The organism is Bdellovibrio sp. ArHS, from assembly GCF_000786105.1.
In the GTDB taxonomy this organism is placed as follows: Bacteria; Bdellovibrionota; Bdellovibrionia; order Bdellovibrionales; family Bdellovibrionaceae; genus Bdellovibrio.
This window is the reverse complement of sequence record NZ_JTEV01000024.1, coordinates 1-12,113: the sequence shown is the minus strand read 5'-3', so window position 1 is coordinate 12,113 and position 12,113 is coordinate 1. Positions and strand designations below refer to the sequence as shown.

The window sequence follows — 12,113 nt, the reverse complement described above, 5'->3', positions numbered from 1 at the left end:
AACCGAGAACATCGTCTCGGTGATTTCTTCCAAAACTCCGTGAGGATCACCAACTTTAGTAACTACTTCGGCGGAGCCGAAGTGCAGAACAGTTGGCGGGGTGGACGGGACTCGAACCCGCGGCCTTCCGCGTGACAGGCGGACGTTATAACCAACTTAACTACCACCCCACATCGATTTGGAGAATCTTTTATAGCCACAGTGCCCGTGCAATTCAATCAATTTTTTAATAAACGCTTAAAAAGGCCTTAACAAGAGGTGGCAATGCCCCCTTTTTGAGCAATTCACAGTTTTAATCCCCCCTTTCACACCGCCCAAAATACAGATGCAGCACCTGGAGGCCTTGGAAATCCCCCATTTAGGGTATACTGTGAAGGCTCTTTTCCAATGAGGAGATACCATGAAAAAGGCCCTTATCTTTACCGCTCTTTTGATGTCCCAAGCCGCTTTGGCTGAAACTGTCACCTACAACGTGGAAGGCATGCACTGCGGATCTTGCGCCAAAGCCATCCAAGCCCAAGTCTGCAAAATGGACGGCCTGGAAAAATGTGAAGTATCCGTCGGGAAAGTTGTGATTTCGTCAAAAACGGGAATCAATATTTCTCAAGATCAAATCCAAGCTGCTATTTCTAAAGCGGGCGAGTACAAAATCACAGGTTCTTCGAAGGCTAAATAAAAACTTCTTAACAGAAGAAAACATTTTTTTATTTATCAGCACACGATAAATTGACGGTCGAGCCGACGCTTGTCGGTGACGACCTTCGTGACCTTTGCCATAATATCCGTATGGCTATTCTTGATACTACTGAAAAAAAAGGTCGTCTTCTCATCATTGATGATGAGTCGGAATTACGGGAAGTTCTAATGGCCCTGTTGGAGGAGTCCGCAGAGCAAATCACTCAGGCCGCCAACGGTCTTGAAGGAATCGATCTTTTAAAAACGCAGCAGTTCGACGCTGTCTTGTCGGATGAAAAAATGCCCAAAAAGTCGGGACTTGAAGTCTTGAAGTGGATGCGCGAAAACAACGTCAACATCCCTTTCATCATTCACACTGGCTATGGTCAAAAAGACATGGTCATCGAGGCCCAGCGCCTTGGCGTTTATGCCTTTATTGATAAGCCCTGGAATGAGAGAGCCTTGATTCGCACAGTGGAAGAGGCACTTCGCTCCGGCATGGAGCAACAGAAGTAGCAAGTCCTTGTTTTAAATCGCCTCCTCGATGAAAATGGAAGTCTTTCCGGGTCCATGACCCTAGAACAGGATTCCCTCATGACAAAACTTTTTTGGCTCGATATGGAGATGACCGGTCTTGATGTCGAGAAAGAAGTGATCATCGAAGTTGCGGCAATCGTTACGGACCTCAACTTCAAAGAACTTGAAACTTTCGAAACTGTCGTTAAACAACCGCAAAAATATTTGGACAGCATGGATGCCTGGAATACCGAGCACCACAAGAAATCAGGTCTGACTGCCAAGGTTCCGTTCGGAATGGACCCGGATCAGGTCGAAGCTAAACTTGTCGACATGGTGAAAAAGCATTTTCCAGATCCGAAGGATCGCCCGATTCTTGCTGGAAACTCGATCATGCAGGATCGCTTGTTCATCGATAAGTATATGAAGGATCTTGCGGGACGCCTGCACTATCGCATGGTGGATGTGTCTTCGTGGAAAGTGATCATCAATAACAAGTTCAATTACATCTACCAAAAAGCGAACAAACACCGCGCCTTGGATGATATTCGCGAAAGCATTCAAGAGCTGCGCGCCTACTGCGATAAAATGCACTTCGATAAATAGATATAAAAAAGGCCTCTGCAAAAGAGGCTTTTTTTATTTCATCGTGACAAATAAATAGACGCCATCTTATATAAGGCATGCCTCAGAAGAATCAGGAATCAACAGACACCGCTTTTAAAAATTGGATCAACGAAGCTTTAGTGAAGCGAATGGCAAAACATATCGCTCATCATGACCCGGAGTTTGATTCTAAGGCCTTCATCAAATTAAGCCACAAGCTTCCCGAACTTGAACTGAAGCCTCGAATGCGTCTGATCTGCGACTTCTTAAAAAACCATATTCCCGAGGACTATAAAAAAGCTCTTGCTATTCTTTTAAAAGCCACGAAAGAACCCGCCCCGGGCGTCAGTCCTTTGCGTGGCTTTGATCTTTGGGCCTTCACTGAGTATGTGCATCGCTACGGGCTTAAAGATTTTGATAGTTCGATGAAGGCCTTACACACCTTCACGGAGCTTTTCACCGCGGAATTCGCCATTCGTCCTTTTTTAATTCATGAAGAGTCAAAGACACTGAAAGTGCTGCAGAAATGGAGCAAAGATAAAAATCATCACGTGCGTCGTCTGGTCTCTGAAGGCTCACGCCCCCGTCTGCCTTGGGGCGAACAATTAAAAAGTTTTATTAAAGATCCTACGCCGACAATTAAACTTTTGGACCAATTGAAATACGATGAGGAACTTTACGTTCGCAAATCCGTCGCCAATCATTTAAATGACATTTCCAAAGACCATCCTGACATCGCGATCAGGGTCGCGGCCCGCTGGATGAAGGAAGCTCCTAAAGAACATAAAGAAAAAATCGGCTGGATTATTCGCCACGCACTCAGAACTCTTCTGAAAAAAGGCAATAAAGAGGCCTTAAAGCTTCTGGGCTTTGAAAACAAAGGTAAAGTCCAAGTCAAAAATCTGCTGCTTGTCAGCGACAATGTTAAGATCGGCAGTCATCTGGAGTTTTCTTTTGAAGTGGCTTGCTCTGAAGCCGCGCAGATCATGGTGGATTACTTGATACATCACAAAAAAGCCAATGGCAAAACCAGCCCCAAAGTCTTCAAACTGACCACGAAGACAATGAAACACAAAGAAGTGATTTCTATAAAGAAGAAACACTCTTTCAAACCGATCACGACCCGAGTGTATTATCCTGGCACCCATTATTTGGAAATCATGGTGAACGGAAAACTTTTGGAAAAAGTCCCCTTTGAATTAAAGAAATAAGAACTCGAAGTCCGCGAAGAACGGACGCCTGCCACGGCCTTCTTAGGAGTCGTTGCCGCCCCGTCGAAAATGGTTTATTCCATCCAAATGGCAATATTTCGAAAAAAATCAAAAGTTGAATGGCAGTGGCTGGGACGCTCAATCAAGGGTCACGTCGTCGAAGTCTTTAAAAAACCCGTCACTTTAGAAATCAAAGGTAAGAAGATCACCCGCAATGGCTCGCCAGAAAAGCCGGCGTATCTTGTCGTGTCGGAAGCTGGCAATGAAGCCCTTAAACTTGAGACCGAGTTAACGGCGCAAGGCAAAGCTCCGGCTAAAAAGTTTAAAATCTTTAGTTAAACGCGATCAAAGAAACACCACGTCCTCACCGAGCTATAAAAAAAGGAAGCCTTGAGAGCTTCCTTTTTTTCTTTTTAATGAGGGCGAAACCCTTTTTTAAGAAAATTCGCCTTTATAAAAATTAGTAACGATAGTGTTCAGGTTTGAACGGACCTTGCGGGCTCATGTGCAAGTATTTTGCTTGCTTAGAGCTTAATTTAGTCAACTTCACACCCAATTTATCCAAGTGCAAAGCAGCGACTTTTTCATCAAGGTGCTTAGGCAGACGGTAAACAGCGATCTCTTGGTACTTATCACGGTTCATGAATAGTTCCATTTGTGCCATTACTTGGTTTGTGAATGAGTTACTCATCACGAAGCTTGGGTGACCTGTTGCACAGCCCAAGTTAACCAAACGACCTTTTGCCAAAACGATGATTTGACGACCGTTTTTCAAAGTGTGGATGTCCACTTGTGGCTTCACTTCACGCACTTTTGAATTCTTGTTCAACCAAGCCATATCGATTTCGATATCGAAGTGACCGATATTACATACGATCGCATTGTTTTTCATCATGTTGAAGTGCTTGTCTGTGATGATATCGCAGCAACCAGTTGCCGTAACGAAGATGTCCGCGATTTTTGCCGCTTCTTCCATTGTCGTTACTTCGAAACCTTCCATCGCCGCTTGCAATGCACAGATAGGATCGATTTCAGTGATAAGAACGCGCGCGCCCAAGCCACGAAGAGAATGTGCAGAGCCTTTACCTACGTCGCCGTAACCAGCTACTACGCAGATTTTACCAGCAACCATTACGTCAGTAGCACGCTTGATACCGTCAGCCAAAGACTCGCGGCAGCCATAGAGGTTGTCGAATTTAGACTTCGTCACAGAGTCGTTGATATTGATCGCAGGAACTTTCAACTTGCCGTTCTTAAGAAGAACTTCCAAGTTGTGAACGCCTGTGGTTGTTTCTTCAGAGATACCGATGATTTTCTTCATCTCTTTAGCGAAGCGTGGTTCGTGCATCATGTTTGTCAAGTCACCACCGTCATCCAGGATCATGTTGAAGCCTTCTTTACCCCAACCAACGATAGTTTGTTCGATACACCAGTTGAAATCCTCTTCGCTCAAACCTTTCCAAGCAAAGACCGGAATACCAGCTGCGGCGATAGCAACGGCTGCATGGTCTTGAGTTGAGAAGATATTGCATGAAGACCAACGCACTTCCGCACCTAACTCGACAAGAGTTTCGATCAGAACAGCCGTCTGGATTGTCATGTGAAGGCAACCAGAAATGCGGGCACCTTTCAAAGGTTGTTGTTTCTTAAATTCTTTACGAACTGCCATCAAGCCTGGCATTTCTGTTTCAGCGATTTTGATTTCTTCGCGGCCCCATTTAGCCAATTTATCGAAGACTTCAGGATTTTCCATCGCCTCTTTGCAGACTTTGAAGTCGCCAGAGATTGTTTTTGCAGCCGGTTTAGCTGGTACTTTAGCATTTTTTTTCATTGCCGATTTTCCATTCGTTGTCGTTAGTGACATGAGTTTCCTCTCGTTAGTTTACAAAATCAAATTCAAAGAAGCTTGAGCTTCGCTTGGGGCGCAGGGCTGTTCGCTCTGCTAACCGCCGCTTAGGGTAAGGTTAAAATTTCGAACCCAGTATCCGTCACAAGAACGGTATGTTCAAACTGTGCGGATAATAGACCATCTGCGGTATGATAATATTTAATCGAAGAGCCGGTAATATCAAACTCGATAAGCTCATCTGTACCTTGGTTAACCATGGGCTCGACAGTGATACAGTGGAAGGGGACCAGGCGTTCGCCCTTCCCCTTTTTACCGAAAGAGGGAACAAAAGGCTCGTCGTGGAAGGTCCGGCCGACACCATGACCGCCGATCTCTTTGACGGTTGTATAGCCTTTGCGGGTCACAAGCTTATTCGTTTCAAAACCAATATCGCCAGTAAAGCCACCTGGCTTGATCATTTCAATGCCAATGTCGCGGGCCATGCGGGCAGTTTCAATCAAGTCCTTGGCATCCTCGGAGACGTTTCCGATGGCATACATCTTAGACGTGTCACCGAAGAAACCATCAATCCAGGCCGTCACATCCACGTTGATAATATCCCCGTCCTTGAGAACGGTTTCATCGGGAACCCCGTGACAGACAACTTCATTGATAGAGGTGCAGGTGTATTTAGGATAGCCATGATAACCAAGACAAGCAGACTTGGCCCCTTTGCTGAGCATGAAATCGTTGGCAAGCTCATCGATTTCATTCGTGGTCATCCCCGCCTTGATGTACTTATCGAGATACGTCAAAGTATCCGCAGCAATACGACAGGCTCGGGTCATTTTTTTGATTTCTTCTAAAGATAAAGGCTTAATTCCCATAGAGGGGATATATAGCACAGAGGCTGGCCCTTGGATAGGCCGTAAAAACAGAAAAGCCTAGGGGTTGCCTAGGCTTTTTGAATCTAATTCAGCTTAAACTGACCTAAGACCTATTTAAGGTGCTTAGAAACCAATTTAGTCATGTCGAACATAGAAACAGTCGTTTTACCGCCGAAAACTTCTTTCAATTTAGCGTCAGCATTGATGTTTCTTTTGTTTTTAGAGTCTTGAAGACCGTTCTTTTTGATGTAAGCCCAAAGTTTTTTAACAACTTCAGTACGTGGAAGTGGAGAAGCACCAACAACTGCTGCCAAAGCTGCAGATGGAGTCAACGCTTTCATGAATGCAGCGTTTGGTTTACGTTTTGTAGCAGCTTTTTTAGGAGCAGCTTTTTTCGCAGCAGCGGCTTTTTTAGGAGCAGCTTTTTTTGCAGCAGCAGCTTTTTTTGGAGCAGCTTTTTTAGCTGCAGCTTTCTTTGTAGTAGCTTTCTTAGCTTTCGCCATTTCTAAATTCCTCCGTTAGGTTTTTAGTCTCGTTTATACGAATGAGCTTAGTGTGTATCTAAGTCGAGGGGTTTGTCCAAAAAAAAATGCAGGCTTTTCATTTTTTTTTGCGCATCTGCTGCGGAAACCCCAGGGAAAAGTGGAATTTCCCCTCTGGAAATACCCTTTTCCCCTCGGAAAATCGCGGTTTCTCCTAGGAAAAAGGTCGATTTCTCGATGGAAAACCGCTTCTGGACTGCGATTTTTCAGGGGTGTCCCGATAAGAAACACATGAGTTTTCAGGCAAGCTTCAAACAAATTCTCCGAGACAAAATGGGCGAAAACAGCAATTTCTCCCCTGAAAATCAAGTTTCCAGTCTGAACTCCGACCCGGCTCACCTGGCTTTTTTGCTTGGTCAAATCAACCGTTTAGAATTTCAAACGCGTCGTGGACACTACCCGCAACAAAAGGTTCGTCCCCAAAGAAAAGCGCACAGTTTCACTCCCACACAAAAACTTGCCTATGAGTTTCTAAAGACCTGGGCACATGACCTGCACGAGGGCTTTACTGCCACCGAACTTAAAAAGGCCTTTCGCCAAGCCGCCCTGGCACTCCATCCGGATCATGGTGGAAATACGCAGCAATTCCTTGAGCTCAAAGCTCATTTTCAAACTCTTCGCGCCCTGACTCCCCTCTAGTCCTGTCAAATTTTTATTACAAATCTGAAATAGCTTAAGCCGTTTTTGTTTATACCCGAAAAGCAAAAGGGATCGGAAGTACGGCAGCATGTATGACTTAGAGTTCACCTCAGAAGATGCATATAATAAGAGGATCACCTATTTTAAGGTGATCTATTTTATTGGTATTGCCGTCTCATTTGTCTACCTTATCAAATTCAATTTCGAATACAAAACCTACGAATACAACCCCGTCCTGATCCCGATGTGGCTGGGATATGCTCTTATTCCTCCTTTGGTTTTAAGATTTTCCAAGAACTATCTGTTGTCGGCCATGACCTTAAGCATATGTTCGGCGGCGATCGTCACTTATTTGCTTTATACCGCTGGCGGAGGCGACGCCCCCGGGGTGTTCTGGCTGGCCGCCATACCTCTGGTGATGGGCATTCTAATGGGGCTTCCTGGCGCGGTGACGGGTTACTTCATCGTCTTGGGTATCATCATTTTCTATTGGTACTTAAAGGCCCATGGCTTAGGCCCCAACGTCATTGAAGAATACGGGGACTACGGAAAAGAAAAGCTCTTTAACCTGGTCACCTTTCTTATCTTTTCTTGCTTTACCACCCATCAGTACATCATGGGCGAAGAGCGCTTTATGAAGCGCCTGATGGAAAAGAACCTCGATATCGAAAACCTTCTCCGAGTTCTGATTCATGATATCGCCAATACACTTTCGTCAATGACCTATAATTTGGTGAAGGCAAAAGAGGACCGCGAAAATTTAAGTTCCTTGGAATTTGAGAAAATTGAAAAGGCCGTGGATGACATCAATAGCCTTTTAGCGCAAGTCCGACACTTGAAGTCGGTCAAGGACGGAAAGGCCGCCCTGCCCCTAAAACCGATCTCGCTAACCCTGGTTCTGCACGAAGTGTACGAAAGCATTTTGGATCTGGCGCAGAAGAAAGGCATCAAGATCTCTTTGGATATTTCCAGAGACCGTATGTTGATTAACGGGGAAAAAACTATTCTGAGCAATGTCGTTCTTTTGAACCTGCTCAATAATGCCGTGAAGTTCTCGCACCCCGGAGACCGGATTGAACTGAAGGCCTATGCCACTGATTCTCAAGTGGTGATCGAAATCCAGGATTATGGCATTGGCATTCCCGCATCAATCCTGGCGCAGATCTTTAATATCAACGCCCAGACGACGCGCCTGGGAACACAGGGGGAAAAAGGCACGGGTTATGGCATGCCCCTAGTTAAAGAATATCTGCAAATGATGGAGGGAACGATTGAGATCTCTTCCCATGAGACCTCGGCCCACAACCAACCCCGAGGAACCAAAGTCGTTTTAACCCTGCCCTTAGCCAGTGTATAAATGCGCACCAATAAAAAAAGGCCCCCACTGCTGGGAGCCTTGCCGATAAACAATCCGAAGAAATTCTTAGACCATTTTAAAGCGGATACGCTTGGGAGCTGCGTTTTCGCCCAAACGTTTCTTGCGGTCTTCTTCGTACTCTGTGAAGTTTCCAGGGAAAAACTCGATCTTGGAGTCCCCTTCAAAAGCCATGATATGAGTGCAGACGCGGTCTAAGAACCAACGGTCATGCGAAATCACCACAGCCGACCCACCGAACTCAAGCAACGCCTCTTCCAGAGCTCGCATCGTGTTGACGTCCAAATCATTCGTCGGTTCATCCAGAAGCAACAGATTGGCACCCTGCTTAAGAATTTTCGCCATGTTCACGCGGTTTCTTTCACCACCTGACAACTGACCGACTTTCTTCTGCTGGTCAGTTCCCGAAAAGTTAAACCAGGAAACGTATTGACGAGCATTGATTTCGCGCGTGCCTAACTGGATCACATCCTGACCACCAGACAACTCTTCAAAGATCGTTTTATTTGGGTCTAAAGTTTCACGAGTTTGATCGACATAGGCAATCTTCACCGTCTCGCCCACTTTGAAAGAGCCCGAGTCCGGCTGCTCTTTGCCCGTGATCATGCGGAACAAAGTCGATTTACCCACACCGTTAGGTCCGATAACACCGACGATGGCTCCGCGCGGAATCGTGAAGCTGACGTCATCCAAAAGCACCTTGTGGTCGTAGGCTTTGGTGATGTTTTTTGCCTCAACGACGATATCCCCCAAGCGAGGTCCCGGTGGAATATAGATGGACATCTCTTGGATTTTTTCCGGAGAGGCTTCTTTCAAAAGGTTTTCGTAATTCGAAATACGCGCTTTTGATTTCGCCTGACGAGCTTTTGCCCCCTGACGGATCCAATCCAATTCGCGCTCTAAAGTTTTAGCTTTGCGAGCTTGGTCTTTGGCTTCGTTGGCCGTACGCTTGTCTTTTTGTTCAAGCCAAGACGTGTAGTTTCCTTTCCAAGGAATGCCTTCACCACGATCCAGCTCTAAAATCCAGCCGGCAACATTATCCAGGAAATAACGGTCATGCGTGACCGCGATCACGGTTCCCGGGAACTTCGAAAGATATTGTTCTAACCACGCTACGGACTCTGCGTCCAAATGATTCGTAGGCTCATCCAAAAGCAAGATATCCGGCTCAGACATGATCAGTCTGGCCAAAGCGACACGGCGTTTTTCACCGCCCGAAAGATTCGTCACAGGCAGATCGCCATCTGGACAACGAAGAGCATCCATCACGATCTCGATTTTTTGATCGACATCCCAGGCACCCAGCGCTTCCAATTTTTCCTGAATAGCGCCTTGTTTTTCGATCAACTTGTTCATTTCGTCAGGATCCAGATCGGGATCGCTGAATTTGTCGTTGATGGCGTTGTATTCCTTCATCAACAAAGGCAACTCTCCCATGCCGGCAAAGATATTTTCTTTCACCGTCAAAGTGGAATCTAGCTGAGGTTCTTGCTCGAAATAACCCACCTTCATTGTTTTCGATGGGAACGCTTCGCCGAGGAAGTCCTTATCCACACCTGCCATAATTCTAAGCAAAGTCGACTTGCCGGAACCGTTCAATCCCAGAACACCGATCTTCGCGCCATAGAAGTAAGAAAGATAAATATCCTTCAGCACATATCTTTGTGGAGGATATACTTTACTTACGCCCTTCATTGTGTAGATAATCTCTTGAGACATGATGTCACACTCCTAAAAGAGAGTATCTTTACCAGGCTAAAAATACTTGTCAAATGGAGTTCCATTTATGAAACTGTCGCCCCTGTGCATGAAGCACTTTCGGCAAAAAAAATAAGCAGATTGTAATTAGCATAATGAGTGATGACGTCTTAGAGAAACAATCGAATACGCCTTTAGAGGGCCCGGGTCCTTCGGAGAACTCCGATAAGCCGGCTTCTTCTGCGCGCAAATCGCTGTTTGGGAACCTGAATAAGGATCTTACGCAAGCTCTTAACACCTGGGATAATTTGACAGAGCAGATGTCCAATCGCGTCTCCCCTGAAGAAGAGCAGCTTCAGGAGGTCAAACGCCTGTTGGGCGAGCTCAAGTCAAAACTGAACGAATTCAGCGAATAGATTTATTTTCGGTCGTGTTTTCCTCCCCCAAGACATGCGGGGGATTCAAAATTAAGAGCGGCTTTTTGCTTTTCCCATTCATCCGGCGTCAACGTTTTCTGCGTCAGGGCATGCAAACCACTCTGCAACTCTTCTTGTAAAAGCTCGTTGATCATTCGTTGCCGGTCAATGCGCGACTTTCCGACAAACTTCTCAGAGACCACTAAAATTTTAAAATGGGTTTCGCTGCCCGCAGGGACGGCATGCATAAAGCTCTCGTTCTCGATTTCTAGATGAGCGGGAACAAGAGCCTGACTTAAAATATCCTTCAAACGATTGGCACGATTGGACATGGCGCCTTTTTATTTCTTTTCGATCTTAGACTTCACGTAGTCTAAGCCCATTTTCGCCATGACGAAAACACCCTTTTCTTCCAATTTCTTTTCGACATCTTTGGCTGTACGTAAAGCCTTTGCTGCCGCGATCTGCGCCAAGGGATGTCCAACAGGAAGACCTTCAAATTGTCCGTCATGAACCCATTCTTCAGCAACAGTATCAGCAAGCTCCATCACTTTGGGTGCCTTCATACGAATCAATTCACTGCCATAAAACTCCAAGTGAATCTTTTTAGGCCCTTCTTCGTGTGTCGACATCATATCTTCATGCGAAGTGTCTTCTTCAGAAACCCGCTGCGCTTCCACCGTGATTTCTTCGGCGCGCACACCTTCATTCTGAGCTTCCGTGTTGATCGCGTCCGCTTCCTCAATCGTGACTTCTGCTTCGTCAACGATCACTCCCGCATCGTTCATGATCGCGGCTGTTTCCATTTCGACATTCTCTTCGTCATGCATCGCCTCATCGGCTTCGATCTCATGATGAGGGCGGCGTTTTTGCGCATGCTTATCATGGTGCGAGCCTTTTTTATGGCCCCCTTTACCTGCGTGCTTCTTTTTACCGTCGTAGTGCTTAATCTCTGGCATATACACCTCTTAGATAAATCCTAACATTTCTCGAGTGACAAAATCATAATCGGCCTTGGCCGGCGACTTTCCAGCAAACAACCCTTTGCCGGAACGCACGGTGTTTTTCACCTCTGAAGAAGTTCGAATATATCCCTTCATCAGACAATCCTCAAAAGAATCAATGCACTTCTGTAAAAGTTCATGACTGGTGTTTTCGCGACCATCGAACTTCGTGAAAAGAATTTTTTTTGTAAACTCCAGGTCAAAATCCTGCTTGATATCGTCTAGTTCATTCAGGTTCTTTTGCAGTCCCAGAAAGGCGAACTTATCGGGGTTGACCGGCAGGATAACCTCGTCCGAAGCCACTGTCACAGCCGTATTCACGGCGCTTAAGGCCGGGGCCGTGTCGATCAAAATCAGGTCGTACCGATGTTTGATTTTTTCTAAAGGGGCTTTGACCATTTGGGACCAATTGCGGTTCGAGTTCATCAAAACTCGCTCTAAAACCGAATTATTTAACGACGAGGGAATCAAATCCACATGGGGTTCAACAAAGCGAACACATTCCTCGATGCTTTTACGCTTTTCCGCGATATCCACCCACACCGGCAAGGCTTCATCTTCCACCCCCAGAGCAAAGCTCAAATTCGCCTGCTGATCCAGATCCACAAAAAGAACGCGGGCACCATACATGGCCGCGCGCAAGCCCATATTCAAGACCGACGTCGTCTTAGCGACGCCCCCTTTGAGCATTTGCACAGAGATCACTTTTTGTGGGT

The 12,113-nt window shown here is 46.0% G+C and carries 15 protein-coding genes and 1 tRNA gene; 8 read left to right on the top strand and 8 right to left on the bottom strand.

Features of this window, described 5'->3' with window-relative positions; genetic code table 11:
- Positions 1 to 93: 93 nt before the first annotated feature.
- Positions 94 to 170, bottom strand: a tRNA-Asp gene (locus tag OM95_RS13280).
- Positions 171 to 400: 230 nt separating this feature from the next.
- Here OM95_RS13280 and OM95_RS13275 point away from each other — a divergent pair.
- The 5 genes from OM95_RS13275 (at position 401) to OM95_RS13255 (ending at position 3,347) form a co-directional block, all read left to right on the top strand.
- Positions 401 to 676, top strand: a complete 276-nt coding sequence (locus OM95_RS13275) for a heavy metal-associated domain-containing protein (RefSeq protein ID WP_041874783.1) — start codon at positions 401 to 403, stop codon at positions 674 to 676.
- A gap of 110 nt (positions 677 to 786) precedes the next feature.
- Complete coding sequence (locus OM95_RS13270) at positions 787 to 1,191, top strand: response regulator (RefSeq protein ID WP_291516378.1); 405 nt, start codon at positions 787 to 789, stop codon at positions 1,189 to 1,191.
- Between the two features lie 78 nt (positions 1,192 to 1,269).
- Positions 1,270 to 1,797, top strand: a complete 528-nt coding sequence (gene orn / locus OM95_RS13265) for an oligoribonuclease (RefSeq protein WP_041874779.1) — start codon at positions 1,270 to 1,272, stop codon at positions 1,795 to 1,797.
- 77 nt (positions 1,798 to 1,874) lie between these two features.
- Positions 1,875 to 3,008, top strand: coding sequence for a DNA alkylation repair protein (locus OM95_RS13260; RefSeq protein ID WP_041874778.1), 1,134 nt, complete (start codon positions 1,875 to 1,877; stop codon positions 3,006 to 3,008).
- 87 nt (positions 3,009 to 3,095) lie between these two features.
- A complete protein-coding gene (locus OM95_RS13255; RefSeq protein WP_291516376.1) occupies positions 3,096 to 3,347 on the top strand; it encodes a DUF2945 domain-containing protein in 252 nt (83 codons plus the stop codon).
- A 121-nt stretch (positions 3,348 to 3,468) separates the two neighbouring features.
- Here OM95_RS13255 and ahcY read toward each other — a convergent pair whose 3' ends face one another.
- The 3 genes from ahcY to OM95_RS13240 all read right to left on the bottom strand — a co-directional run bounded on the left by ahcY (position 3,469) and on the right by OM95_RS13240 (position 6,226).
- The gene (ahcY, locus tag OM95_RS13250; protein WP_041874777.1) at positions 3,469 to 4,872 is read right to left on the bottom strand and encodes an adenosylhomocysteinase; all 1,404 of its coding nucleotides are present in this window, start codon (positions 4,870 to 4,872) and stop codon (positions 3,469 to 3,471) included.
- An 89-nt stretch (positions 4,873 to 4,961) separates the two neighbouring features.
- A complete protein-coding gene (gene map / locus OM95_RS13245) occupies positions 4,962 to 5,723 on the bottom strand; it encodes a type I methionyl aminopeptidase (RefSeq protein WP_041874775.1) in 762 nt (253 codons plus the stop codon).
- A 110-nt stretch (positions 5,724 to 5,833) separates the two neighbouring features.
- Positions 5,834 to 6,226, bottom strand: a complete 393-nt coding sequence (locus tag OM95_RS13240; RefSeq protein ID WP_041874773.1) for an SWIB/MDM2 domain-containing protein — start codon at positions 6,224 to 6,226, stop codon at positions 5,834 to 5,836.
- A 270-nt stretch (positions 6,227 to 6,496) separates the two neighbouring features.
- Here OM95_RS13240 and OM95_RS13235 point away from each other — a divergent pair, with 270 nt between their 5' ends.
- Both OM95_RS13235 and OM95_RS13230 read left to right on the top strand, forming a co-directional pair.
- Positions 6,497 to 6,904: a J domain-containing protein gene (locus tag OM95_RS13235; RefSeq protein WP_041874787.1), complete on the top strand. Its 408-nt coding sequence runs from the start codon at positions 6,497 to 6,499 to the stop codon at positions 6,902 to 6,904.
- A gap of 88 nt (positions 6,905 to 6,992) precedes the next feature.
- The gene (locus tag OM95_RS13230; protein WP_291516374.1) at positions 6,993 to 8,261 is read left to right on the top strand and encodes a HAMP domain-containing sensor histidine kinase; all 1,269 of its coding nucleotides are present in this window, start codon (positions 6,993 to 6,995) and stop codon (positions 8,259 to 8,261) included.
- Between the two features lie 66 nt (positions 8,262 to 8,327).
- On the opposite strand, the gene ettA is transcribed toward OM95_RS13230, so the two are convergent.
- Entirely contained in the window at positions 8,328 to 9,998 is a 1,671-nt protein-coding gene (ettA, locus tag OM95_RS13225) for an energy-dependent translational throttle protein EttA (protein ID WP_041874772.1), read from the bottom strand.
- Positions 9,999 to 10,132: 134 nt separating this feature from the next.
- Here ettA and OM95_RS13220 point away from each other — a divergent pair, with 134 nt between their 5' ends.
- Positions 10,133 to 10,393 carry a hypothetical protein gene (locus OM95_RS13220; RefSeq protein ID WP_041874771.1) on the top strand — a complete coding sequence of 87 codons (261 nt, stop codon included), beginning with the start codon at positions 10,133 to 10,135 and terminating at the stop codon, positions 10,391 to 10,393.
- Positions 10,394 to 10,395: 2 nt separating this feature from the next.
- On the opposite strand, the gene OM95_RS13215 is transcribed toward OM95_RS13220, so the two are convergent.
- The 3 genes from OM95_RS13215 to OM95_RS13205 form a co-directional block, all read right to left on the bottom strand.
- A complete protein-coding gene (locus tag OM95_RS13215) occupies positions 10,396 to 10,725 on the bottom strand; it encodes a BolA family protein (RefSeq protein WP_041874770.1) in 330 nt (109 codons plus the stop codon).
- 9 nt (positions 10,726 to 10,734) lie between these two features.
- Positions 10,735 to 11,352: a hypothetical protein gene (locus OM95_RS13210; RefSeq protein WP_041874769.1), complete on the bottom strand. Its 618-nt coding sequence runs from the start codon at positions 11,350 to 11,352 to the stop codon at positions 10,735 to 10,737.
- A gap of 9 nt (positions 11,353 to 11,361) precedes the next feature.
- Positions 11,362 to 12,113: ParA family protein (locus OM95_RS13205; protein ID WP_041874768.1), on the bottom strand; the 752-nt coding region annotated here is incomplete at its 5' end.

What these genes read in the sequence shown, in the direction of transcription:
- OM95_RS13220 (WP_041874771.1), top strand. Translation starts at nt 10,133, where the DNA reads ATGAGTGATGACGTCTTAGAGAAACAATCGAATACGCCTTTAGAGGGC.
- orn (WP_041874779.1), top strand. Translation starts at nt 1,270, where the DNA reads ATGACAAAACTTTTTTGGCTCGATATGGAGATGACCGGTCTTGATGTC.
- OM95_RS13230 (WP_291516374.1), top strand. Translation starts at nt 6,993, where the DNA reads ATGTATGACTTAGAGTTCACCTCAGAAGATGCATATAATAAGAGGATC.
- ahcY (WP_041874777.1), bottom strand. Translation starts at nt 4,872, where the DNA reads ATGTCACTAACGACAACGAATGGAAAATCGGCAATGAAAAAAAATGCT.
- OM95_RS13255 (WP_291516376.1), top strand. Translation starts at nt 3,096, where the DNA reads ATGGCAATATTTCGAAAAAAATCAAAAGTTGAATGGCAGTGGCTGGGA.
- OM95_RS13275 (WP_041874783.1), top strand. Translation starts at nt 401, where the DNA reads ATGAAAAAGGCCCTTATCTTTACCGCTCTTTTGATGTCCCAAGCCGCT.
- OM95_RS13240 (WP_041874773.1), bottom strand. Translation starts at nt 6,226, where the DNA reads ATGGCGAAAGCTAAGAAAGCTACTACAAAGAAAGCTGCAGCTAAAAAA.
- OM95_RS13210 (WP_041874769.1), bottom strand. Translation starts at nt 11,352, where the DNA reads ATGCCAGAGATTAAGCACTACGACGGTAAAAAGAAGCACGCAGGTAAA.
- OM95_RS13235 (WP_041874787.1), top strand. Translation starts at nt 6,497, where the DNA reads ATGAGTTTTCAGGCAAGCTTCAAACAAATTCTCCGAGACAAAATGGGC.
- OM95_RS13260 (WP_041874778.1), top strand. Translation starts at nt 1,875, where the DNA reads ATGCCTCAGAAGAATCAGGAATCAACAGACACCGCTTTTAAAAATTGG.
- map (WP_041874775.1), bottom strand. Translation starts at nt 5,723, where the DNA reads ATGGGAATTAAGCCTTTATCTTTAGAAGAAATCAAAAAAATGACCCGA.
- ettA (WP_041874772.1), bottom strand. Translation starts at nt 9,998, where the DNA reads ATGTCTCAAGAGATTATCTACACAATGAAGGGCGTAAGTAAAGTATAT.
- OM95_RS13270 (WP_291516378.1), top strand. Translation starts at nt 787, where the DNA reads ATGGCTATTCTTGATACTACTGAAAAAAAAGGTCGTCTTCTCATCATT.
- OM95_RS13215 (WP_041874770.1), bottom strand. Translation starts at nt 10,725, where the DNA reads ATGTCCAATCGTGCCAATCGTTTGAAGGATATTTTAAGTCAGGCTCTT.